The 22,568-nt window shown below is 39.0% G+C and carries 25 protein-coding genes; 14 read left to right on the top strand and 11 right to left on the bottom strand.

The genetic code is table 11. The features are described 5' to 3' along the window. The first annotated feature begins 15 nt into the window (after positions 1–15). The 5 genes from dauA to dusC all read left to right on the top strand — a co-directional run bounded on the left by dauA (position 16) and on the right by dusC (position 5,098). Positions 16–1,758, top strand: coding sequence for a C4-dicarboxylic acid transporter DauA (gene dauA / locus QQS40_RS04920; RefSeq protein ID WP_329506514.1), 1,743 nt, complete (start codon positions 16–18; stop codon positions 1,756–1,758). Positions 1,759–1,820: 62 nt separating this feature from the next. Next, positions 1,821–2,537: a ribonuclease PH gene (rph, locus tag QQS40_RS04915; RefSeq protein ID WP_329506511.1), complete on the top strand. Its 717-nt coding sequence runs from the start codon at positions 1,821–1,823 to the stop codon at positions 2,535–2,537. A 9-nt stretch (positions 2,538–2,546) separates the two neighbouring features. Next, a complete protein-coding gene (gene pyrE, locus QQS40_RS04910; protein WP_329506509.1) occupies positions 2,547–3,188 on the top strand; it encodes an orotate phosphoribosyltransferase in 642 nt (213 codons plus the stop codon). A gap of 111 nt (positions 3,189–3,299) precedes the next feature. Next, a complete protein-coding gene (gene djlA / locus QQS40_RS04905; protein ID WP_289901583.1) occupies positions 3,300–4,166 on the top strand; it encodes a co-chaperone DjlA in 867 nt (288 codons plus the stop codon). Continuing rightward, entirely contained in the window at positions 4,166–5,098 is a 933-nt protein-coding gene (dusC, locus tag QQS40_RS04900; RefSeq protein ID WP_289901584.1) for a tRNA dihydrouridine(16) synthase DusC, read from the top strand. Before djlA ends, dusC begins: the two co-directional genes overlap by 1 nt. 174 nt (positions 5,099–5,272) lie before the next feature. Here the strand turns inward: dusC and dapF are convergent, their stop codons facing one another. Together dapF and lexA are read right to left on the bottom strand one after the other, a co-directional pair. After that, a complete protein-coding gene (gene dapF / locus QQS40_RS04895) occupies positions 5,273–6,097 on the bottom strand; it encodes a diaminopimelate epimerase (protein WP_289901585.1) in 825 nt (274 codons plus the stop codon). A gap of 121 nt (positions 6,098–6,218) precedes the next feature. Continuing rightward, on the bottom strand, positions 6,219–6,845 hold the full coding sequence (lexA, locus tag QQS40_RS04890; RefSeq protein WP_289901586.1) for a transcriptional repressor LexA: 627 nt from the start codon (positions 6,843–6,845) through the stop codon (positions 6,219–6,221). A gap of 218 nt (positions 6,846–7,063) precedes the next feature. On the opposite strand from lexA, the gene plsB reads away from it, so the two are divergent. Next, positions 7,064–9,520 carry a glycerol-3-phosphate 1-O-acyltransferase PlsB gene (plsB, locus tag QQS40_RS04885; protein WP_329506505.1) on the top strand — a complete coding sequence of 819 codons (2,457 nt, stop codon included), beginning with the start codon at positions 7,064–7,066 and terminating at the stop codon, positions 9,518–9,520. Positions 9,521–9,582: 62 nt separating this feature from the next. On the opposite strand, the gene QQS40_RS04880 is transcribed toward plsB, so the two are convergent. The 3 genes from QQS40_RS04880 to QQS40_RS04870 all read right to left on the bottom strand — a co-directional run bounded on the left by QQS40_RS04880 (position 9,583) and on the right by QQS40_RS04870 (position 12,586). After that, complete coding sequence (locus QQS40_RS04880; RefSeq protein WP_289901588.1) at positions 9,583–10,968, bottom strand: DASS family sodium-coupled anion symporter; 1,386 nt, start codon at positions 10,966–10,968, stop codon at positions 9,583–9,585. 163 nt (positions 10,969–11,131) lie between these two features. Next, complete coding sequence (rraA, locus tag QQS40_RS04875; protein ID WP_049356040.1) at positions 11,132–11,629, bottom strand: ribonuclease E activity regulator RraA; 498 nt, start codon at positions 11,627–11,629, stop codon at positions 11,132–11,134. A gap of 45 nt (positions 11,630–11,674) precedes the next feature. After that, a complete protein-coding gene (locus QQS40_RS04870) occupies positions 11,675–12,586 on the bottom strand; it encodes a 1,4-dihydroxy-2-naphthoate polyprenyltransferase (RefSeq protein WP_128787763.1) in 912 nt (303 codons plus the stop codon). 61 nt (positions 12,587–12,647) lie between these two features. On the opposite strand from QQS40_RS04870, the gene tsaA reads away from it, so the two are divergent. Next, on the top strand, positions 12,648–13,385 hold the full coding sequence (tsaA, locus tag QQS40_RS04865; protein WP_289901589.1) for a tRNA (N6-threonylcarbamoyladenosine(37)-N6)-methyltransferase TrmO: 738 nt from the start codon (positions 12,648–12,650) through the stop codon (positions 13,383–13,385). Positions 13,386–13,421: 36 nt separating this feature from the next. Here the strand turns inward: tsaA and QQS40_RS04860 are convergent, their stop codons facing one another. Then, positions 13,422–14,468 (bottom strand): AI-2E family transporter, encoded by a 1,047-nt coding sequence (locus QQS40_RS04860; protein WP_289901590.1) that lies wholly within the window; start codon positions 14,466–14,468, stop codon positions 13,422–13,424. 94 nt (positions 14,469–14,562) lie between these two features. On the opposite strand from QQS40_RS04860, the gene arsC reads away from it, so the two are divergent. The 3 genes from arsC (at position 14,563) to QQS40_RS04845 (ending at position 15,555) form a co-directional block, all read left to right on the top strand. Beyond that, positions 14,563–14,913: an arsenate reductase (glutaredoxin) gene (gene arsC, locus QQS40_RS04855; protein ID WP_289901591.1), complete on the top strand. Its 351-nt coding sequence runs from the start codon at positions 14,563–14,565 to the stop codon at positions 14,911–14,913. Positions 14,914–14,978: 65 nt separating this feature from the next. Further along, the gene (locus QQS40_RS04850; protein ID WP_289901592.1) at positions 14,979–15,233 is read left to right on the top strand and encodes an alternative ribosome-rescue factor A; all 255 of its coding nucleotides are present in this window, start codon (positions 14,979–14,981) and stop codon (positions 15,231–15,233) included. A gap of 25 nt (positions 15,234–15,258) precedes the next feature. Further along, positions 15,259–15,555: a DUF5377 family protein gene (locus tag QQS40_RS04845; protein WP_329506500.1), complete on the top strand. Its 297-nt coding sequence runs from the start codon at positions 15,259–15,261 to the stop codon at positions 15,553–15,555. 62 nt (positions 15,556–15,617) lie between these two features. Here QQS40_RS04845 and bamC read toward each other — a convergent pair whose 3' ends face one another. Beyond that, on the bottom strand, positions 15,618–16,619 hold the full coding sequence (gene bamC / locus QQS40_RS04840) for an NlpB/DapX family lipoprotein (RefSeq protein WP_329506498.1): 1,002 nt from the start codon (positions 16,617–16,619) through the stop codon (positions 15,618–15,620). Positions 16,620–16,721: 102 nt separating this feature from the next. After that, the gene (dapA, locus tag QQS40_RS04835; RefSeq protein ID WP_329506496.1) at positions 16,722–17,618 is read right to left on the bottom strand and encodes a 4-hydroxy-tetrahydrodipicolinate synthase; all 897 of its coding nucleotides are present in this window, start codon (positions 17,616–17,618) and stop codon (positions 16,722–16,724) included. A gap of 115 nt (positions 17,619–17,733) precedes the next feature. Here dapA and bcp point away from each other — a divergent pair, with 115 nt between their 5' ends. The 4 genes from bcp (at position 17,734) to QQS40_RS04815 (ending at position 20,065) form a co-directional block, all read left to right on the top strand. Further along, on the top strand, positions 17,734–18,201 hold the full coding sequence (gene bcp, locus QQS40_RS04830) for a thioredoxin-dependent thiol peroxidase (protein ID WP_049356058.1): 468 nt from the start codon (positions 17,734–17,736) through the stop codon (positions 18,199–18,201). Between the two features lie 174 nt (positions 18,202–18,375). Then, positions 18,376–18,828: a TonB-system energizer ExbB gene (exbB, locus tag QQS40_RS04825; protein ID WP_049356059.1), complete on the top strand. Its 453-nt coding sequence runs from the start codon at positions 18,376–18,378 to the stop codon at positions 18,826–18,828. Positions 18,829–18,830: 2 nt separating this feature from the next. After that, complete coding sequence (exbD, locus tag QQS40_RS04820) at positions 18,831–19,268, top strand: TonB system transport protein ExbD (protein WP_049356061.1); 438 nt, start codon at positions 18,831–18,833, stop codon at positions 19,266–19,268. After that, positions 19,265–20,065, top strand: coding sequence for an energy transducer TonB family protein (locus tag QQS40_RS04815; RefSeq protein WP_329506488.1), 801 nt, complete (start codon positions 19,265–19,267; stop codon positions 20,063–20,065). The genes exbD and QQS40_RS04815 overlap by 4 nt, the downstream gene beginning before the upstream one ends. Before the next feature lie 46 nt (positions 20,066–20,111). Here QQS40_RS04815 and fis read toward each other — a convergent pair whose 3' ends face one another. The 3 genes from fis to QQS40_RS04800 form a co-directional block, all read right to left on the bottom strand. Further along, positions 20,112–20,411: a DNA-binding transcriptional regulator Fis gene (gene fis, locus QQS40_RS04810; protein ID WP_005696908.1), complete on the bottom strand. Its 300-nt coding sequence runs from the start codon at positions 20,409–20,411 to the stop codon at positions 20,112–20,114. Continuing rightward, positions 20,405–21,385 carry a tRNA dihydrouridine synthase DusB gene (gene dusB / locus QQS40_RS04805; RefSeq protein ID WP_329506486.1) on the bottom strand — a complete coding sequence of 327 codons (981 nt, stop codon included), beginning with the start codon at positions 21,383–21,385 and terminating at the stop codon, positions 20,405–20,407. The genes fis and dusB overlap by 7 nt, the downstream gene beginning before the upstream one ends. Positions 21,386–21,945: 560 nt before the next feature. Then, positions 21,946–22,560 carry an acyltransferase family protein gene (locus tag QQS40_RS04800; protein ID WP_329506484.1) on the bottom strand — a complete coding sequence of 205 codons (615 nt, stop codon included), beginning with the start codon at positions 22,558–22,560 and terminating at the stop codon, positions 21,946–21,948. Between the last annotated feature and the right edge of the window lie 8 nt (positions 22,561–22,568).

Genomic DNA, 22,568 nt, shown 5'->3' with positions numbered 1-22,568 from the left:
CATCGTCGTATTTTTATGCAAATCAAATCTCTCTTTTCTAAAAATGTGTTTCTGGCTGTAAAACCATTTAGCGCATTGAAAGAATCTTTCCGTGAAGGTTACGGAAAACAAAAATTGATTAAAGATATTATTGCGGGACTCACAGTAGGAGTCATTGCAATTCCCCTCTCCATGGCCTTAGCGATCGCTAGCGGTGTTCCACCACAACATGGTCTTTATACGGCTATCGTAGCGGGGATTGTAATTGCATTAACTGGTGGATCGCGTTTCAATATTTCTGGACCAACCGCGGCATTTGTTGTGATTTTATATCCCGTTACTCAACAATTTGGACTCAGTGGCTTGCTCATGGCAACGCTACTTTCGGGGATTATTTTAGTCATCATGGCGTTGTCTCGATTGGGTCGGTTAATTGAGTATATACCTCTCCCCGTTACACTTGGCTTTACCTGCGGGATTGGCATTACTATCGGTACATTGCAAATCAAAGATTTCTTAGGTTTAGATATTGCCCAAATGCCATCTCACTATATTGAAAAAGTACAGGCTATTTTGACCGCACTTCCGACGATTAGCTGGGCTGATACCGCTGTTGGTGTGGCCACCTTATTTGTTCTCACACAATGGCACAAACTTCGTTTACCTGTGCCAGGTCATTTACCTGCTGTGGTTATTGGTACACTGATGGCATTAGCCTTAGGGCAATTTGGTTTATCGGTTGAAACTATTGGTACGGCATTCCACTACACCTTAGCGGATGGCACAACGGGAAATGGCATTCCTAATGTCTTGCCTGAATTTGCCTTACCTTGGAATATTCCAAACGCACAAGGTGAAGTCATCAATTGGAATTTTGATCGCATACAGACTCTCTTACCTGCAGCCTTTTCTATGGCCGTATTAGGTGCGATTGAGTCACTACTTTGTGCGGTCATTTTAGATAACATGACTGACACAAAACATCACTCCAATAATGAATTACTCGCTCAAGGCTTAGGGAATATTGTTTCGCCATTCTTAGGTGGGATTACCGCAACCGCAGCTATTGCGCGCTCAGCCGCTAATGTGAAATCGGGTGCGGTATCACCAATATCGAGTGTCGTTCATGCACTCTTAGTCTTATTCTCACTGTTATTCTTTGCGAATGCCCTGTCTTACTTGCCACTTTCTTCCATGGCCGCATTGTTGTTAATGGTGGCTTGGCATATGGCAAACGTGCCTGAAATTATTCGTTTGGCTCGTCGTTCCACACAAAATGAAATTGCGGTGTTGTTCACTTGCTTAATTCTCACCGTATTATTCGATATGGTGATTGCCATCTCAGTTGGCGTATTATTAGCGAGCCTCTTATTTATCCGCACCATTGCAGAAATGACAAAAGCTATTGAACAACCTGCACCAGAAGATCTGAATGATGTGTTAGCTTATCGTATCAGTGGCCCATTGTTCTTTGCGGCGGCAGATAAACTCTTTGCGGATTTGCATGATAAAACCGTATATACGGATCACGAGATCAAACATATCGTATTGCAATGCGATGCCGTGACCGTGCTCGATACTGGGGGGATTCATGCACTCACACACTTTGTACAACATATGTTGCCACATCAACAAATCTACTTGTGCAATATGCAATTTCAACCACTAAGAATGTTAGTGAAATCAAACTCTGTTCCTGAATTGCAAAAAATCAACTACGGCTCAGATTTACAAGATGTCTTTAATAAAATTCGTGAGTTTGAGCAAGCAAATCCATAAAACAGTGAAAAGCGTGCTAAAATAGGCACGCTTTTTTATCAATAAAAATAAAGGAATTCAGAATGCGTCCAAATAATCGTGAAAATCATCAATCTCGTCCAATTAAAATCACCCGTAATTACACGAAACATGCTGAAGGCTCAGTATTAGTGGAATTTGGTGATACCAAAGTTTTATGTACGGCGAGTGTTGATGAAAGTGTACCGCGTTTCTTGAAAGGACAAAATCAAGGTTGGGTGACAGCAGAATATGGCATGTTGCCACGCTCGACACACAGCCGTATGCAACGTGAAGCCGCAAAAGGCAAACAAGGTGGACGTACCATGGAAATTCAACGCTTAATTGCACGTTCATTGCGTGCAATGATTGACTTAGAAGCCCTCGGCGAACGTTCTATTACCTTAGACTGCGATGTGATTCAAGCGGATGGCGGTACAAGAACTGCTTCTATCACCGGTGCAGCAGTGGCTTTATGTGATGCTATCAACGGTTTAATCGCGAACGGTACATTAAAAACCAATCCAATCAAAGGTCTGGTTGCTGCAATTTCAGTTGGAATCGTTGAAGGTGAAGCCGTGTGTGATTTGGAATATGTGGAAGATTCAGCCGCCGAAACAGACATGAACGTTGTGATGATGGAAGATGGCCGCATGATTGAAGTGCAAGGTACGGCAGAAGGCGAACCATTCAGCCACGAAGAATTACTCACCTTATTGGGCTTAGCAAAACAAGGCTGCGAACAAATCTTCGCAGCACAACGTCAAGCATTAGGTTTATAGGAACAAAAAATGGAAAGCTACAAAATCGAATTTATTAAATTTGCGTTGAGCCACCAAGTACTCAAATTTGGTGAGTTCACCCTAAAATCAGGTCGAAAAAGCCCTTATTTTTTCAATGCTGGATTGTTTAGCACGGGCGCAGATCTTGCTCGCTTAGGTGAATACTATGCGAAGGCAATTCAATCAAGCGCGGTCGATTTTGATGTTATTTTTGGTCCGGCCTACAAAGGTATTCCAATTGCAACGAGCGTTTCCATTGCACTATTCAATCAATTTAACCGAGATACACCTGTTTGCTTTAACCGCAAAGAAGCAAAAGATCACGGTGAAGGTGGTAATTTAATCGGCAACCCATTAACTGGCAATGTGTTATTAGTCGATGATGTCATCACCGCCGGCACGGCTATTCGTGAATCCATGGCGCTTCTTGAAGCCAACAATGCCAAATTAGCCGCCGTATTTATTGCATTAAATCGCAAAGAAAAAGGCAAAGGCGAACTTTCCGCCATTCAAGAAGTGGAACGCGACTACCAGTGCCAAGTCCTTTCCATTATTGATTTTGATGATTTAATGCAATTCATTGAAAACGAAGTCGATTATCAGCAATATTTGCCGGCAATGCGGGCTTATCGTGAAAGTTATGGTGTGTAATTTGCTACTTGAAAAATAAGAAAAATGCCATATTAATGTAAGGGCAGACATTTACGTCTGCCCATTATTGTCAAAAAGACTTATTTTTTGACCGCACTTTAGGGGAAGAGAATGTATTTTTTTGGAAAGATTATCGGGGTTATTTTAGGTTTCAAATGGGGTGGTTTTTTCGGTGCCATCGCTGGACTCATTTTAGGCTCAATCGCAGATAAAAAACTTTATGAGATGGGTTCTGTTAACTCAAGCTTTTTTAAGAAAAAAACGACCCGACAAGCGCTTTTCATGCAAACTACTTTTGCGGTACTTGGGCATTTGAGTAAATCCAAAGGTCGTGTGACGGAAGAAGATATCCAACTGGCAAATCAGCTGATGAACCAGATGCAATTAGATGAGAGTCATCGCAAACTTGCTCAAGAGGCATTTAGTCGAGGTAAAGCAACCGATTTTCCACTACGTCAGGTGATTCGCGAATTCCGCATTGGATGTGGACAACGGGCTGATTTACTAAGAATGTTCTTGCACGTACAAGTGCAAGCCGCATTTGCTGATTCTCAATTACATGACTCAGAAAAAGAAGTCCTTTATGTGGTGGCTGAAGAGCTTGGTCTTTCCCGTATGCAGTTTGAGCAAATGCTGGCAATGGAAATTGCAGCTCGTCAATTTACTCAAGGTGGATTCTATCGCCAATACCAACAAGGTGGCAATCAACAGCAAGGTGGCTATCAGTACCAAAAACAAGGCGGATACCAACAATCTTCAGGTCCAACATTAAGTGATGCTTATAAAGTACTGGGTGTGAGTGAAAGCGATGACCGTAATGCTGTAAAACGTGCATATCGTCGTTTAATGAATGAACATCATCCGGATAAATTAGTGGCTAAAGGCTTACCGCCAGAAATGATGGAAATGGCTAAAGAAAAGGCACAACAAATCCAAGCTGCTTACGATTTAATTTGTAAAGTGAAAGGCTGGAAATAGTGCGTGTTATCCTCGCTCCCATGCAAGGGGTACTTGATCCTTTCGTTCGCCAGCTTTTAACCGAAGTGAATGAATACGATCTCTGCATCACCGAATTTGTCCGCGTAGTAGATCAACTCTTACCTGAAAAGCTCTTTTATCGTCTTTGCCCTGAACTCAAAAATCAGGGTTTTACACCTTCTAGAACACCTGTTCGCGTCCAACTTTTAGGTCAACATCCGAACTGTCTTGCTGAAAATGCCCATCGTGCCATTGAACTTGGCTCACATGGTATTGATTTAAATTGTGGCTGTCCTTCTAAGACCGTTAATGGCAGTAACGGAGGTGCAGCCCTACTCAAACAACCTGAATTAATTTATCAAGCGACTCTAGCCTTACGACAAACTGTACCTAGCCACTTGCCTGTTAGCGTTAAAGTACGATTAGGGTGGGATTGTACTTCACAAGCGTTTGAAATTGCCGATGCAGTACAACAAGGTGGCGCGACTGAAATTACCATTCACGGTCGAACCAAAGCCGATGGCTATCGTGCCGATCGCATTAATTGGGAAAAAATCGGTGAAGTGAGATCTCGCTTAGCGATCCCTGTAATTGCTAATGGTGAAATTTGGCGTTGGGAAGATGGTCAAGCATGTTTAAAAGCGACCGAGTGTAAAGATCTAATGGTCGGACGTGGTGCATTAAATATCCCAAACTTAAGCCTTGTACTCAAACAAAATTGCGAAAAAATGCCTTGGGCGGATATTCAAAAGATCTTGCAAAAATATGCGGAAATGGAAAATTTCCATGATTCCGGTTTTTATCATGTTGCCCGCATCAAACAATGGCTACGCTATCTCAATAAAGAATATCCTGAAGCGGGCATCGTTTTTGAGCGAATTAAAACCAGCAAAACAGCAGAAGATCTGAGAGAAAGACTCTGTCAAGGCTAAAAAAGTGCGGTCAGAATAGACGGCTTTTTTAGCATTATCCCCACTCGTACGATGAGTTCAACACTCAAACAAAACTTGACCAAAATCAAAAGTTATCATACAGAACCAGTAGAATCGATGAGGCATATACCACAAAAAAGGAGAGGTGCCTAATGAAGACTCGTCTAGGCGAGATTAAAGGTGAATGTTTCCATCATAGATATGAGTCGCATCACCCGTCATATAAAGTGGAGAGCCAACGCCTTCCCATTCAATAAGCAAGCTACCACCAGGTAGATCAACTTGCACTTTATTATCAAGCAAACCTTGCATAATCCCAACAGCCGCCGCCGCGCACGCCCCACTGCCACAAGCTTGTGTTTCACCTGCACCACGCTCATATACACGCAACTTAATATGGTTACGATTGACGACTTGCATAAATCCAGCATTTACCCTTTCAGGAAAACGTTCGTGGCTTTCTAAGAGTGGACCTAATTCTGCTATATTAACCGTTTCAATATCCTCCACTTGAACAACACAATGTGGATTGCCCATTGATACTGCACCACAAAGCACCGTTTGAACATCGGTACGTAGAATATAGTTTTTTTCAAATTTATTGGCAGCAAAAGGAATTTTATTCGGTTCCCAAATCGGCTCGCCCATATTGACGCAAATTTGCCCATCTTCTTTTACCGTTAAAACCATTTTTCCTTTTTGCGTGCTTACTGCAATATCCTTTTTATTAGTCAGCCCTTTTAAGGTGACAAAACGCGCAAAACATCTTGCCCCATTTCCACATTGCGACACTTCACTACCATCTGCATTAAAAATACGATAATGGAAATCTAAATCTGGATCATAAGGTGGCTCAACAATTAAAAGCTGATCAAAACCAATACCACGATGACGATCGGCTAAACGTTTAATGGTTTCAGGGGTAAAATAGGCATTTTGCGTCACAGCATCAACAACGACAAAGTCATTGCCAAGGCCATGCATTTTGGAAAACTGCATGTTTCCTTCCTTGATTTGAAAATTTTTTGGCATTATAGAGAGCAATAAGCCGAATGGCAAATAGCCAGAATAGACAAAGTGCGGTCAAAAAACACTTTATTTTCTCACCGCACTTTCATCATTACATCCAAGCGTTATTACGAATGATCCCTACTGCAATCCCTTCAATTTCAAAACGAGGTTGTTCTTCAAGATTAACGACAATCGGCTGAAACTCTTCATTTTCTGCATGCAGATAAATAACAGAACCTTTGCGTTCTAAGCGTTTTACTGTCACTTCATCTTCAATTCGTGCAACAACAATCTGTCCATTTCGCACATCTTTTGTGCTATGAACAGCAAGAAGATCGCCATCTAAAATGCCGATATCTTTCATGGATTGGCCATATACTTTTAATAAGAAATCAGCTTGAGGCTTAAACATATTAGCATCAACACGATAAGTACCTTCAATATGTTGCTCAGCCAGAATTGGCTCCCCTGCGGCCACACGACCGATGAGCGGTAAGCCTTCTTCTTCCTCATCATTTGCACTGTCATCAATAATGCGAATACCGCGAGAAGCCCCCGCAACAATTTCAATTGCACCTTTACGAGCAAGTGCTTTTAAATGTTCTTCCGCCGCATTAGGGGATTTAAAGCCTAATTCACGAGAAATTTCTGCACGAGTTGGCGGCATACCCGTAGTTTCTAAATGGCGCTTTAAGAGTTCCAGCACTTCTTGTTGTCTGGCAGTTAATGGTCTCATATACACTCCTGTTACTTTATACAGAATAACTGTTAGTATATACAGAAAGATGATGATTGCAACAACTATTTTCTAGCGATAAAAGTGCGGTCAATTTTTTTCATATTTTTGAGTGTTCATCACAAATCTCAAATGTAAATTTTTAGAATTTGACTGGTCGAATGTGTTAAAATGCCTGACAATACCTAGAAATGTCTAACAAAAAGAGAACGTTAATTATGTCTGGCATCGTAAGTACTTATCGTAAATTATTAGAATTACCGCTTTCGGTTTTAGTAAAAAATAATCCAATCCCCGCTCAACCAATTGAAGAGCTTCAACTCAATATCAATCAACCTATTCTTTATGTTTTGCCTTACACCTCTCAAACTGACTTCGTCATTTTCCGTCGTAACTGTCTGAGCGTAGGTTTGCCTGATCCGGCTGAAAAGAATGTAATTGATGGCGTAGCATTACCACGTTATGTCTATTTAGACGAAGGTCGTCGCTTTTTTAAATCAAAAGGCGCAAAAGATGAAACCACCAAAGTCTTCAATAAATACTTAGAACTGCACCTTGATACAGCTGATTTAGATGTACAACTCATTCCTGTTTCTGTACTTTGGGGACGTTCACCAGGTAAAGAAGATAAAGCAAGCTTACCGAATCTGCGTTTATTGAATGGCATTCAAAAAACCTTTGCAGCGATTTGGTTTGGACGTGACACTTTTGTGCGTTTTTCTCAAGCGCTTTCTTTGCGTTACATGGTAAATGAGCACGGTTCAGATGAAAAAATTGCGCAAAAACTGGCTCGCGTGGCTAAAATACACTTTGCTAAACAACGCATTTCCGCGACAGGGCCTCGTTTGCCAAACCGCGAAGCCATGTTTAATAAGCTATTAAATTCTCAAGCAATTCAAAATGCCATTGAAGATGAGGCAAAATCAAAAAATATCAGCTGCGAGAAAGCCTATGCTGAAGCCGAAAAAATGCTTCATGAAATCGCGGCTAATGTAAGCCATTCCAGCCTTCGTGCGGCGGATCGTTTCTTACGTTGGTTATGGAACAAACTTTATTCAGGGATTGATGTACAAAATGCGGACCGTGTGCGTAAATTAGCATTAGAAGGACATGAGATTGTTTATGTGCCTTGTCACCGTAGCCACATTGACTATTTATTGCTTTCTTATGTGCTCTATCATCAAGGTCTTGTACCACCACATATTGCAGCGGGGATCAACTTAAACTTCTGGCCAGCGGGTCCTTTATTCCGCAGCTGGGGCGCATTCTTTATTCGCCGTACGTTTAAAGGTAACCGCCTTTACTCTGCAATTTTCCGTGAGTATTTAGGGGAATTATTCCACCGCGGTTATTCCGTCGAATACTTCATTGAAGGTGGGCGTTCTCGTACAGGTCGCTTGCTTGCACCGAAAACAGGTATGATGTCAATGACGCTACAAGCACTACAACATAACCAGACTCGTCCTATTTCTGTGGTGCCTGTGTATATCGGTTATGAGCACGTATTAGAAGTAGATACTTACGCGAAAGAATTACGTGGTGCAGCGAAAGAAAAAGAAAATGCAGGCTTAGTTTTACGTGTGATTAAAAAATTACGTAATTTAGGTCAAGGTTTTGTGAATTTCGGTGAGCCAATCACGCTTTCCAATTACCTCAATCACCATTATCCAGAATGGAAAGAACAACATCATGAAGATAAACCTCACTGGTTTAACCATGCGGTTGGGTCTGTTTCTAATCAAGTGATGGTGAATATTAATAAAGCTGCAGCCGTCAATGCGATGAATTTAGTGGGGACCGCTCTACTCTCTTCTCGTCAGCGTGCGCTTTCTCATGAACAGTTATTAGAACAACTCTCTAGTTATCAAGAAATGTTAAAGAATGTACCGTATTCTACTGATGTGGTACTGCCAACTGATACACCAAAAGCGATGCTTGACCACGTATTAAGCTTAGATCGTGTTGGCGTGTTAGTTGAAAAAGATAACTTTGGGGAAATTATTCGTTTAGAACGTAATTCCGCTGTTCTCATGACGTATTACCGCAATAATATTCAACACTTATTTGTGTTGCCTTCACTTGTTGCGAGTATCGTTTTACATTATGAAGCAATCCAAAAAGATTTATTATTGGATGCGGTACGTAAAATTTATCCATTCTTAAAAGGCGAACTCTTCCTTCATTTCACTGAAGAAGAATTAGATACACAAATTAAAGCCATTATTGATGAATTTGCGCGTCAAGAGGTTATTCAAGCCAATGATAATTTCTTATCTATCCACCGCTCTAAAGTTCGTATTTTGCAACTTTGGTCTGCTGGTATACGTGAAATCCTACAACGCTACTATATTACAGTGAGTATTTTACGTAGAGATCCTGAAATTGCCCGTGGCTTATTAGAAAAAGAGAGCCAATTAGTGGCACAACGTCTTTCAGTATTACATGGCATTAACGCACCGGAATTCTTCGATAAAGCGGTATTCTCTGCCTTTATTGCTAAATTAAAAGAAGAAGGTTATTTTGATGATGACAAAGAGAAATTACACGAGCTTGCCACAATCTTAGAACATTTAATTTCTAGCGAGATTTGCTTAACGATCAATGGTGCGGCAGATAAAGCAGATGAAGTTGAGATTGAAGTAGAAGAAGAGGATAAATCAAGTAAAGATGAATAATCTTTATTGAAATAACAAAAGGGCGTGTTGAATATATCCAACACGCCCTTTTCTTTATATGATTAGTTCAACCAGAAATAATATCCAATTGTCGCAATAACAAATATACACACAATATTTAAGATAAATCCAGCTTTGATCATGTCACTTTGGCGAACTTCACCTGTACCAAACACGATTGCATTTGGCGGTGTTGCCACTGGTAACATAAAGGCACAAGATGCACCTAAACCGATGATTAAAGCAAGACCAATTTCCGGCATACCGAGGGATTGCGCAATAGAAATAAAAATTGGTACTAATAATGCCGCACTCGCCGTATTTGACGTAAATTCGGTTAAGAAGATAATGAATGCTGCAACCAGCAGGCCTATCAGATAATAATGTTGCCCTTGAACTAAGAATACTATGCCATCAGCTAACACTTTACTTGCACCAGAATCTTTTAATACCGCACTCAAGGTTAAACCACCACCGAAAAGCATCAATACACCCCAGTCAGTGCTTTCTTGAATTTGTTTCCAATTTGCCACACCCGTTGAGCAAATAATGACAGCTGCAAGTAATGCGACCACACTATCAAAACTACCGATATTTTTAGCAAGGCCTAATACACCTGAAATCATTGGATTAATATAGCTACTGAATACCCAGCAAAGCGCAATCACAGCAAAAATCACAAGCGTTAAAACCCGTTGGCCATTCATTTCAATACGTTCAAAATTTTGCTCAAAACGTAAGTTAAGTTTTGGTTTAAATACAATGAAAAGCGTACCAACCATTAATGGCATCAAAATAATCATAATTGGCAAGCCATACCATAACCAATCAGAGAAGGTTAAATGTAAGTTACTTGCGACAATAGCATTTGGTGGACTACCCACTAATGTACCCATCCCACCAATACTCGCACTATATGCAATACCCAATAATACGAAGACATAAGTATTATGTTCTTTTTCTTTATCAAGCTTACTTAAGATCCCCATGGCTAAAGGTAGCATCATGGCTGCTGTTGCTGTATTACTCATCCACATAGAAAGGAACGCGGTAATTAAGAAAAGATACATGATAGCTACAAATAAATTACCACGCGCCATCGCCATGATTTTATTAGCAATCATCTTATCAAGCTTTTGCATATGCAAAGCCGTCGCTAACGCAAATCCACCAAAGAATAAGAAAATGGTTGGATCGGCAAAAGCCACTAAAGCTTGTTTAGTTGTCACCAAATCAAGTGCAATCGCAAGTAAAGGCACTAATAGCGCAGTAACCGTTACATGTAATGCTTCAGTTAACCAAAGGATCGCAACAAAGGCTAATAATGCTAAACCAGCATTTTCCTTAGGCGCAAAAGGTAAGGTTTTTAACAAAATAAAAAAACAGGCTATCGCCAGAAGAAAGATAATCCCACTTTTATAATTTTTTGTTGTGTTTGTTTCGTTCATGAGTCCCTCCAAACTGATTACAGATGAACTATTTACGATGTTAAATGAATGTTACAAACTTTCAACTAACAAATGTTTAGAATGTGATCTTGTTCAAAAAAATTTTAACAAAAAAAGTGCGGTTATTTCTAACCACACTATAAAACGATCATAAATTTTAAAATTATTCTTCGAAATCTTCTAAATCTAACGCTTCTTGTGAAAGAATAATGCCGGTTAAATCCGCGTAAATATAATCTTCAGGGAAGAATGTCACACCACCAAAATTCACTGGAAGATCACTTTCACCATGATTATTATCTTCTGCACCAACAGGAATTGGTGCGAGCGCATGAATTCCAACATCAATATTTTCAAGCTGTTGAATTTGACGTACTGCACCGTAAACAATAATACCCGCCCAGTCATTATCTGCGGCAAGTTGTGCAAGCTCAGCATCAATTAAAGCACGGCGTACTGCACCACCACCATCGACGACAAGCACTCTGCCATTACCATTTTCTTCGAGAATTTCGGCAATTAATCCATTATTTTCAAAACATTTTACTGTCGTCACTTTGCCGTAGAAATTGCTGACACCACCAAAGCTCGAAAAAATGGGCTCAACCACATCTACTTGATCAGCATAAATATCACAAAGTTCTGAAGTATCAATATACATAATGTTCCCCTTGTCGGTAAAATTTTTTCTCTAGTATAAGCCGATCTAGCCGATAAGCAAGCCTAAACTAAACAAGATATTGATCAATAAAGAAATCATTGACATCTGAGCCAACATCGGACGTAATACTGTAGGCTCTTTGCTGCGATAAACAAATAATGCGTGTTTTAATAACAATGGAAATGCCAATAAAAATAAGAAATGCCAAGGACTCAATGCTGTTGATGCCGCAAATAGCACATAACATAAAGCTGCAACGCTTAATAAAATACAATGATAAATACGTCCTTTCTTCGGGCCAATACGCACAACTAGGGTATTTTTTCCTACTTTCGCATCTTGCTCTATATCACGTAAATTATTGATATTTAAAACGGCTGTCGCTAATAAACCTGAGCCTAACGCAGGTAAAGTAATTAAGCTATCAATACTGTGAGTTTGTAGATAATAGGTTCCACCTACACCTAATAGTCCAAAAAAGAGCAACACTGACAGATCACCTAAACCTAAATAACCATAAGGTTTAGCCCCTACGGTATAAGTAATGGCAGCAATAATGGCAAGAATACCCAACCCAGCAAAGGCCAATAAATCAGTAAGACTTTTATATGCGATACCAATTAAAAATGCACCTGAGAAAAATGCTCCCACCGCCATTAAAATTAAGCCCCATTTAAGCTCATTCGCAGAAATTGCACCTTGCTGAATACCACGTAAAGGCCCAATACGTTCTTCGGTATCTGACCCTTTTTGATGATCGCCGTAATCGTTAGCAAAGTTGGAAAGGACTTGCAATAAAATGGTGGTAAGCAAGCAAAGTAACATCACGGTGAGATTAAAACTTTCTTTATCCGCCCAATATGCCAATGCTGAGCCAGTAAAAATAGAAGCTAATGCCAAAGGCAAGGTTTTTGGGCGAGCAGTTTCCCACCACATTTTCAATTTACGATTTGTCATTTTTTTTGACCGCACTTTTGATTACAATAAAGGGCGTATTCTACACGGAAATTGCCTTTTTATGAATGATTTAACACTGACGCTTCACCCAATTGCGGTGATTCACACGCCTTACAAAGAAAAATTCTCGGTGCCACGCCAGCCTGATTTAGTACAAGATGGCATTGGTATTGTGGAACTGCTCCCTCCGTATAATTCACCAGAGGCTGTGCGAGGATTAGAGCAATTTAGCCATCTTTGGCTTATTTTCCAATTCGACAAAATATCTCATGGGAAATGGCAATCCACTGTTCGCCCCCCTCGTTTAGGCGGCAATCAACGTGTCGGTGTATTTGCCTCACGCGCCACACACCGCCCTAATCCGCTAGGCTTATCCAAAGTTGAATTACGCCAAGTGGAATGTATTCATGGGCGTGTTTTTCTGCATTTGGGTTCCGTAGATCTTGTCGATGGCACACCTATTTTTGATATTAAGCCTTATATTGCCTATGCTGATAGTGAACCTGAGGCAAAGTCAAGTTTTGCGCAAGAAAAACCACCTGCCAAATTAAATATAGCATTTACAGAAATCGCCCAAAGTGCGGTTGAAAAATATCACAAAAACCGACCGCACTTAGTAAGATTCATTACAGAAGTGATCGCACAAGATCCCCGCCCTGCTTATCAACAAGGTAAAGAAACCGATCGTATTTACGGTATTAGTCTGTACGAATTTAATATTAAATGGCGTATTAAAGCAGGAACAACAGATTGTGTCGAAATTCTGGATATCCAAAAATTAAAAGAACAAAAAAGCTGACTTTCGTCAACTTTCTTTTTATCGCTTTAATTCTGTCTAATCCGGCAATGCATTCAGCACAGCTTTGACGAGCGTTGCCAATGGAATAGCGAAAAATACGCCCCAGAACCCCCATAATCCACCGAAAATCAGCACCGAAATAATGATTACTAAAGGATGTAAATTAACAACTTCAGAGAATAAATACGGTACTAACAGGTTTCCATCTAGAAGTTGACTTACCGCAAAGGCTACAATCAAATACCAAAACGTTGGGGAAATGCCAAACTGGAACATGGCGACTAAAGCAACAGGAATCGTCACTAATACCGCACCAATATAAGGAACTAACACAGAAAGACCAACGGCAACAGAAAGTAACAGCGGATAATTTAAACCAAAGCTTAAAAAGATAATATAAGTCACCACGCCAACAATCAAAATCTCCAACAACTTGCCATGAATATAATTCGCAATTTGTTGCTGCATTTCATTCCATACTTTAGAGGCCAAAAGACGGTTTTTAGGTAAAAAGCGACTCACTCCAGCAAGAAGCTCAGTTTTATCTTTCAGCATAAAGAACATCATTAATGGCACTAAAAATGCATAGATACCCAGTGATACAAGGTTCATTAATGAAGTAATCGACAATTTCACTGCGGATTCACCAAAGCCCAAAATCTTCGCACGAGCCGCACTAAAAAAGGTGTCAATCATGGTGTAATCAATGAGTTCAGGATAATGCTCAGGAAGGGCCAACAACCATTCATGTAACTTATTAAACATGGCCGGCAAATCGCTTAATAAGGAAATCGTTTGATTCCATAATGTTGGTACAAGCCCGAAGAAAATTAATAACGCTAAGGTTAGAAAGCCACCAAAAATAATTAACGTGGCAAGCATTCGAGGAAATTTTAATTTTTTCGTTAAAAAATTAATCGGCATTTCCAATAAATATGCTAATACAATGGCAATCAGCAACGGAGCGATTAAATCACTAAAGAAATAAATCGCAATAAAGCCAAATAACAAAATGGCAAGTAGTCCCATCGCATGCGGATCGCTTAAGCGACGACTATACCAATTTTTTAGCATTTCTAACATAAAGTTTTCCTAAACAAGTATTTTTTGTCATTATAAGTTAAAATTTAAATCAATCCTATATCCACTCATTCAACATAAAATAGAAGGAAACGTTATGTCTGTTAAGATTTACCATAATCCGCGCTGTTCAAAAAGCCGTGAAACCTTAGCTTTATTAGAAGAAAAAGGTATCCAACCAACTATCGAACTTTATTTGCAACAACACTACTCTGTTGAAACATTGCAGCAACTGGCTAATAAATTAGGATTAGATGATGTCAGAAAAATGATGCGTACCAAGGATGAACTTTATCAATCATTAGAGTTAGCGAATCCTGCATTAACGAATGATGATTTATTAAAAGCCATCAGTGAAAATTCAGCCTTATTAGAGCGCCCGATTGTGGTAAAAGGTGAAAAAGCCAAAATTGGACGACCACCTGAAAGCGTACTCGCCATTTTGTAATTTTATTCATTTTCGCTATAATGACTTGCCGTGAAACACTTCACGGCAATTTTTTAGAGGTAAATATGACAAAAAAAACAAAAAGTGCGGTTGAAAATCAGCCCATTTATCAACACGCCAAAGGAGTCGTGAAAGATAATGCTGTGATGGCACTATTACACGACAAATTATTCCGCCAACGCGTTGAGAAAAAACGTAAAGGCAAAGGCAGTTACCAACGAAAAGCAAAATATGTGAGCAATTGGTTTGAAAAGCCCGATGATAAAGTTTTTGATTTCAGAAATTTTATCATCGGGTTTTTCGTTTCAATTTCAGTATAAAAAATAACAAACAGAGGAAGTCTATATGTCAATCAAAACAGAAGTTTTATTTAACAATACTTGGAATGTCCGTATCAGTGACCCAGGTGAAGAAGGTGCTCAAAGCCACTTTTTTGAAACCATTTATCTCACGCTCACGGCTTATTTTGAAGGCGAAAATGTGCGTTATGAATTTGTGCGTAAAGTAGAAGATCAAGTAAAAATCAAACGCTCATTTACAGAATTAAGTGAGTTATTCAAATTCTTAGGGGATTATTTGGACCCAGTTTCACTCGGTAACCTCGGCGTAAAAATGGGTCACTTAGGCGTGAAAGCTGAATAACGCTTCTACAAATAAAAAAGTGCGGTCAACTCAATTGAACCACACTTTTTTCTCAACTTATACTATCGTGCTAGCAATACATTTAATGCCGAATAAATCGATTGAGCAGCGTCATTTGGTAATGTATTACCTTTTTCATCAGTGATGACGACCGCACTTTGTTTACCCACGGCTAAGATTTGCATTTGGTAAATGCCTTTTTCTAAATGAGGTTGACTCGCCCCTAAGCGTAACCACGTTTGTTTATCCAATGGTTTATATTTTAATTCTCGATAACCACGGCCAGCAGATTCCGATGTCGCTTTAAAGCCTAATTTAGGTAAGGCCGAACCTAAACGTTGCCATGCTTGACCAAAACTTGCATTCATACCTAATGCCATTCTGCCATTCGTATCAGTAATTACACTCGATTGAAAAGGCATCGTTGATGTGCCGGTTAAGTCTTGTTGTTGCTTGTTATAAGCTTTAGTGATCGCAGAAACAAAACGATTTAAACGATCGGATGCGTATCGCTGTTTATTTACTTGATTTGGCGTATAAATTACGCCATCATGACGCATTTGCTCTACCGAAACGGCTAGCGCACTTGCGTCTTTCGCTGTCACTTGTTCTACTTTATAACGGATCTCTGTATTGGCTTTATCATCTGCACGACCCGTTGGCGCCCAATCGCTAATTAATACCGCACCATTTAAAGTTGAATTCGTGCCTTCTTCTTTCAATAAACGCTCAATTTGTTTGAGGTTATAAAGCTCTGCTTGTGCATCCGTATAAACAATCAATGCACGTTCGCCATCAAATTGTGTTAAAGAATTTTTAATAATCGCTAATGGGGTTGAAGGCGGACGAATATCCACGCGTTCTTTTTTCGCATTAAGCTGAGGAAGTTCATAAGTCGGATCAGCTTGCGGCAATGTTACCCCACCACTTGCTAAAGGAGAAAAGCTCGGTATTTCACGATCAGAATTTTGATAAGTGTCATTAGCCGTCTGCATTTTTTCTACGCTGTTTGAACATGCCGATAACAATGCTGCTGCGACTAAACTCAGTACGATTTTTTTCATTCCTTCAATCCTTTCAATAAAAAATAATTAGAATAATGACCGCTCTTTGACAAATAAAAGAGCTGAAAGTTTAAAGGGCTGTAAAAACAACCCTTTAATTCATTAAATTAATCCTGCAACTTTTAATGCTTCTTCTACTTTGACTTGCGCGCCTTCGCTTAACACGGTAAGTGGTAAACGTAAGTATGGAGTCTTAATTAAGCCTAAACGATATGCTGCCCATTTGACAGGGATTGGATTTGATTCAATAAATAAATTCTTATGTAAAGGCATTAAACGGGCATTAATTTCTTCTGCTTTCGCAAAATCGCCCGCTAAAGCATAACGACACATTGCCGCCATATCTTTTGCTGCGAGGTTATTGGTCACAGAAATGACACCTTCTGCACCTAATTTCATCGCTTCTAGCCCTGTGGCATCATCCCCACTTAATACAATGAAATCTTTACCAGCTAATTCTTTAATCGCAGTGATGCGAGCTAAATCACCAGTTGCTTCTTTAATCCCTACAATATTATCAATTTGTGCTAAACGTGCTACGGTTTCAGGTTTCATATCACTGCCGGTACGACCTGGCACATTATAAAGAAGTTGTGGTAAATCTGTACATTCAGCAATCGCTTTAAAATGTTGGAACATGCCTTCTTGAGTCGGTTTATTGTAGTAAGGCACAACAGATAAGCAACCCGCGACTCCGCTATCACGTAATAATTTTGTCATTATAATGGCTTCACTCGTCGCATTTGCACCAGTGCCAGCAATAATTGGAATACGCCCTTTCGCTAATTCCACAGTCTTTTCAATCACCTTCACATTTTCTTCAATGCTTAATGTGGCAGACTCTCCCGTTGTACCCACAGATACAATTGAATCTGTACCCGCATTGATATGAAACTCGATAAGTTTTTCTAATGTTTCAAAATCAATGCTTCCGTGGTTATCCATCGGGGTTACTAAAGCAACAATACTGCCTGAAAATAAAGGGGTTTGCGTAGTCATAAGTTCTCCATTTACATCTATTCTGCGTTTAACAATAATATTTGAAAATACTTGGTTATAATCGCTAAAATAGTTTGAATTTACAAATCATTTTTTACATTTTTAAGGATTTTTTATGAAAACATTACAAGCGGGTGACTTAGCCCCTCAATTCTCACTTTTAAACCAAGACAATCAACCAGTTTCACTTAGTCACTTCAAAGGTAAAAAAGTACTCGTGTATTTTTATCCAAAAGCCTTAACACCAGGCTGTACAACTCAAGCCTGCGGTTTGCGTGATGCTAAAAGTGAGTTAGAAAAATTAGGTGTCGTTATTTTAGGTATCAGTACAGATGCACCCAAAAAACTCGCTCAATTTATAGAGAAAAAAGCACTCAACTTCACCTTACTTTCTGATGAAGATCACCAGGTTGCAGAACAATTTGGCGTATGGGGAGAAAAGAAATTCATGGGCCGTGTTTATGATGGTATTCATCGCATTACCTTTCTCATTGATGAACAAGGCAAAATTCAGCACGTTTTTAATAAATTCAAAACGGGTGAACATCATCAAGTCGTCTTAGATTACCTACAATCCCTTTAAAATACCTCTCAAAACAACCGCACTTTTCTGATTTATCCCAAAGTGCGGTAAAAAAATACTCATTTTTTTAATTTATATTTACGCTCTATTTTCCATTTGATAGAATCCATAACCTAATTGAAATTCATTATCAATTAACCTTATATTCTTTATTACACATAAAAGGACTATCAGATGCCAAAGCTTTTTGAGTTTTTACAACAATATAGTGATTACATTATTATCGGGCTTTTACTTCTTATGAGCGTAATCATGCTTGCTACCGTGATTGAACGTTTTATCTTTTTAAGCCGTATCAATGTCGCTAAATATTCCAATATCCATTCACTTGAAATTGATTTAAATCGTAATATGACGATCATTTCAACCGTTGGTGCAAACGCACCTTATGTGGGTTTGTTAGGAACGGTAATTGGTATCTTATTAACTTTTTATCAAATTGGTCAGGCTGGCGGTGATGTCGATGCAGGCGCAATTATGATGCACCTCTCTCTTGCATTAAAAGCAACCGCACTAGGTATTTTAGTCGCTATTCCATCTATGATGTTCTATAACGGCTTAGGTCGTAAAGTAGAAGTTAACTTATTGAAATGGAAAGTATTAAACGCTCAAAAAGATAAGGAATAATCGTGAAAAAATTTGATGAAATCAACATTATTCCTTTCATCGACATTATGTTGGTGTTATTAGCGATAGTGTTGATCACCGCATCCTTTATTTCTCAAGGGAAAATTCAAGTTAATCTACCCAAAGCCAGTTCAACGGTTGCATTCAAATCAGATGAATTAGCTAAATTATTGACCGTGACGGCAGATAAACAACTTTATTTTAATGACAAACCAATCTCACAAGAAGCGCTTGAAAAAGAGATCGCAGGTTGGAATAAAGATCAGAAAGTCACATTAAAAATTGATGCAGATGCCTCTTTCCAAGATTTCGTGACGATTACAGATATGTTATCGAAAAACGAAATTAAAAATGTCGCTATTGTTTCGATGAAAGATAAAGGCGTTTCAAGCAAAAATACGCCAGCAGTGGGAGGCGTCGGAGTAGGGCATAAACAATGAACAGCCAACAAGCTAAACGATCACTATTAGGCTTGCTTATTTCTCTATTAATTCATGGTGCTATTGTAGTCGCATTGATTTGGAACTGGCATAAGCCAAGTGAAGCTGCAAGTAATGCGGGAGATGAAATATCTACAACGATTTCAATGGAAATGATTCAGGAAATGCGAATAGAAGAACCCGCTCCTGAGCCGGAACCCGAACCTCAACAGGCAGAACCGGAACCTGAAAAACAGGAAGTCGTCGCGGATCCAACGAAGAAACCAGAGCCTGAGAAGAAAAAAGAACCTGAGAAAAAGCCAGAAAAACCAATAGAAAAACCGAAACCAAAACCGAAAGAGAAGCCAAAAGAAAAACCTAAAAATGAGGTAAAAGCAGAGAAAGCGGTAGAAATGCCGAAGAGCCTACCGATTGGCGATAAGAACATCAATTCAACGGCTACGGCAAATTCTAAAGCAACGACCACAGGTCAACCTGGTACAAATGGCGTTCAAGGTGGCTCAGGTATCAATACGGATGAGCTAAATGCTTATCGTGCAGCTATTCGACGTGAAATTGAACGGCATAAACGCTATCCAGCACGCGCAAAAATGATGCGTAAACAAGGTATTGTTAACGTCAGTTTTAGTGTTGGAGGAGATGGTTCTCTGTCTGGAGAGCGTGTCACTAAATCGTCTGGTGATGAAAGCTTAGACAACGCAGCACTTGAGGCAGTAAGAAGCGCGAGACCTATCGGCCCAAAACCTGCTGGGTTTGCGTCTTCAGTAAGCGTACCAATTAGTTTTACCATTCAATAAATAAAAAGGCGAACATGATGTTCGCCTTTCTTTTTGCTAATTTTAATTAGCCCATACCGTATTTTTTCAATTTCTTACGCAATGTACCACGGTTAATTCCTAGCATGTTCGCTGCACGGGTTTGGTTACCGCGGGTGTACTGCATAATCATATCTAACATCGGGTGTTCAACTTCCGCTAATACTAATTCGTAAAGATCATTCACATCTTGACCATCTAATTGTGATAAGTAATTGCGTAAAGCTTGTTTTACCGAATCACGTAATGGTTTGTTTGTTACTTGTGATTGAGAGTTTAAAACTGAAACGGTTAACGCTTCAGACGGACTACGTTGTTGTTCTAACATTTTTCTTTATCCAAAATTGAATTTAAAAAATCTTCCAGCACAATTAACTGCTCTTTCGGTTCATTAATTGCGTTAAAAGTCTGTCTAAAAACGGAATCGGGTTGAATTCCCTGTAAATACCAAGCTACGTGTTTGCGGGCTATTCGATAGCCTTTTTGCTCGCCATAGAACTGATGGAGTTCTTGAATATGACGCAAAATATGACCGCACTTTTCACGCAAACTTGATGTTTGAATTATCGAATCATGTTCCACTAACGCCTCGACGGCTTGAAAAAGCCATGGATTGCCTAGTGCGGCACGACCGATCATTATTGCATCGGCACCTGTATACTCAAGTACCTTTTTCGCTTTCGAGGCAGAATCAATATCACCATTCGCAATGACTGGAATTGAAATTGATTGTTTGACTGCTCGAATATTGTCGTATTCCGCTTCCCCTTCAAATAAGCATTCTTTCGTCCGCCCATGAATGGTTAAAGCTTGAATACCAGATTGTTCTGCAATTTTTCCGATTTGCACACAGTTTCGATTTGCTTTATCCCAACCTGTGCGAATTTTTAACGTCACTGGCACATCAACGGCATTCACGACTTCTTTTAAAATTTTCTCCACTAAATCGGGAAATTGAAGCAGTGCGGAGCCCGCCAGTTTTCGATTCACTTTCTTTGCGGGACAACCCATATTGATGTCGATAATTTCAGCACCATAGGCTACATTAATTGCTGCAGCTTGGGCCATTTCTAAAGGATCAGAACCTGCGATTTGCACCGCATTTAATCCTAGCTCTTCACTATGTGCTAAACGAAGTTTCGATTTCTCTGTATGCCAAACCTGAGGATTAGTGGACATCATCTCTGAAAACGTTAATCCTGCCCCGTAATGGGCACATAAACGTCGAAAAGGTTGATCCGTGATACCCGCCATGGGTGCCAATAAAATACGATTTTTTAATTCATAAGAACCAATTCGCATTTTATGTTATCCCCAATTACAAGTCCTAATCTCTAGCAAGTCAGGCAACTGCAGTCACCGACAAGGGGTGCTATATTACGCATTTTTCTTTTTTTTGCAAAGGGAAATTTGTTCAAAAAATGCACTTTTTTAATTGACAAAATTCGATCTGCATAGTATCACGCCTATGAAACCTTTTTTAATACGATATTTTTTATATTGAAAAAAGTTGTTGAAAGCATCCTTTCTATAAACTCAATTACTATTGCGCTTAAAGATGAAACAATCAATAAATTAATTAAAATAAATATTGAATATTTAGGTGAATAAATAAATTCCCCAGCAAAATGATAGCAATAAAATGAATGAACAAGCCAAATTATTAAACATTTTTTACCTATGCCAGCTATAATCTTACGAAAAATTAATGGCGTAATTCTGTAAAGCGTTTTTATTAAAAAATCATTAATGGTATAAGAAATACCATACTTTCAAATCCAAAATTATTCATTCCATAGTTCATAATAAAATAGAACACTATAGATAACAGTAAGGAAAAATAATGTTAGAGTTGAATTTACTTAAATTAGGGATAATACACCAAAAATAAATCCAATAATATAGGCAATAGCCCACCAGAAGAAGTGGCCAATGATCCCATTACCAGACATATTGTGGATAATAATCGCCATTGCAAATAGTGAGACTAAATGATGACGAAGTTTATGTAATACAGGTGTAATTAATACTAATAAGATATAAGGAAATAGAAACCACCACTCTTCATTATAATTGGAATGAAATCCTATTGCATTCATTAATATAGATTTTGAATTTAGATCTGATATTACATTTTTAACATGAAAATAAATATCAATAGGAATATATATTAAAAATACAATAAAAACTTTTCGATATATTGAAACTATTTTAGTCGTATAATATTGCATAGGTTTATCCTTTGAAAAAGAATAACCATAGCCGCTTATAAATAAAAATATAGCAACACAATATTTCCCCCACCAACCTAATGATACTTCAAATTGATTATCACCAAAGAGCCAGATAATTTCAGTCGATTTAGGGATACGATCAGCAAATGGGAAAAGATGATGAATTAACATCAGAATAACCGCGCAGCCTTTTATATATAAAGACTCATCTTTTGTTATAAATTCCCGTGTTGTATTATTCAAAATATTCT

The organism is Haemophilus parainfluenzae (assembly GCF_036288925.1).
In the GTDB taxonomy this organism is placed as follows: Bacteria; Pseudomonadota; Gammaproteobacteria; order Enterobacterales; family Pasteurellaceae; genus Haemophilus_D.
Note: the sequence above shows the minus strand (reverse complement) of the source record. Positions and strands in the feature narration are given on the sequence as shown.

Bases quoted from the DNA above. Each gene is read 5' to 3' on its own strand.
- pyrE (WP_329506509.1), top strand. From the start codon at position 2,547: ATGGAAAGCTACAAAATCGAATTTATTAAATTTGCGTTGAGCCACCAA.
- bamC (WP_329506498.1), bottom strand. From the start codon at position 16,619: ATGAAAAAAATCGTACTGAGTTTAGTCGCAGCAGCATTGTTATCGGCA.
- exbB (WP_049356059.1), top strand. From the start codon at position 18,376: ATGCCAAAGCTTTTTGAGTTTTTACAACAATATAGTGATTACATTATT.
- fis (WP_005696908.1), bottom strand. From the start codon at position 20,411: ATGTTAGAACAACAACGTAGTCCGTCTGAAGCGTTAACCGTTTCAGTT.
- tsaA (WP_289901589.1), top strand. From the start codon at position 12,648: ATGAATGATTTAACACTGACGCTTCACCCAATTGCGGTGATTCACACG.
- bcp (WP_049356058.1), top strand. From the start codon at position 17,734: ATGAAAACATTACAAGCGGGTGACTTAGCCCCTCAATTCTCACTTTTA.
- djlA (WP_289901583.1), top strand. From the start codon at position 3,300: ATGTATTTTTTTGGAAAGATTATCGGGGTTATTTTAGGTTTCAAATGG.
- dauA (WP_329506514.1), top strand. From the start codon at position 16: ATGCAAATCAAATCTCTCTTTTCTAAAAATGTGTTTCTGGCTGTAAAA.
- QQS40_RS04860 (WP_289901590.1), bottom strand. From the start codon at position 14,468: ATGTTAGAAATGCTAAAAAATTGGTATAGTCGTCGCTTAAGCGATCCG.
- arsC (WP_289901591.1), top strand. From the start codon at position 14,563: ATGTCTGTTAAGATTTACCATAATCCGCGCTGTTCAAAAAGCCGTGAA.
- dusB (WP_329506486.1), bottom strand. From the start codon at position 21,385: ATGCGAATTGGTTCTTATGAATTAAAAAATCGTATTTTATTGGCACCC.
- rraA (WP_049356040.1), bottom strand. From the start codon at position 11,629: ATGTATATTGATACTTCAGAACTTTGTGATATTTATGCTGATCAAGTA.
- dapA (WP_329506496.1), bottom strand. From the start codon at position 17,618: ATGACTACGCAAACCCCTTTATTTTCAGGCAGTATTGTTGCTTTAGTA.
- rph (WP_329506511.1), top strand. From the start codon at position 1,821: ATGCGTCCAAATAATCGTGAAAATCATCAATCTCGTCCAATTAAAATC.
- QQS40_RS04850 (WP_289901592.1), top strand. From the start codon at position 14,979: ATGACAAAAAAAACAAAAAGTGCGGTTGAAAATCAGCCCATTTATCAA.
- dapF (WP_289901585.1), bottom strand. From the start codon at position 6,097: ATGCAGTTTTCCAAAATGCATGGCCTTGGCAATGACTTTGTCGTTGTT.
- QQS40_RS04880 (WP_289901588.1), bottom strand. From the start codon at position 10,968: ATGAACGAAACAAACACAACAAAAAATTATAAAAGTGGGATTATCTTT.
- lexA (WP_289901586.1), bottom strand. From the start codon at position 6,845: ATGAGACCATTAACTGCCAGACAACAAGAAGTGCTGGAACTCTTAAAG.
- QQS40_RS04845 (WP_329506500.1), top strand. From the start codon at position 15,259: ATGTCAATCAAAACAGAAGTTTTATTTAACAATACTTGGAATGTCCGT.
- plsB (WP_329506505.1), top strand. From the start codon at position 7,064: ATGTCTGGCATCGTAAGTACTTATCGTAAATTATTAGAATTACCGCTT.
- QQS40_RS04815 (WP_329506488.1), top strand. From the start codon at position 19,265: ATGAACAGCCAACAAGCTAAACGATCACTATTAGGCTTGCTTATTTCT.
- QQS40_RS04870 (WP_128787763.1), bottom strand. From the start codon at position 12,586: ATGACAAATCGTAAATTGAAAATGTGGTGGGAAACTGCTCGCCCAAAA.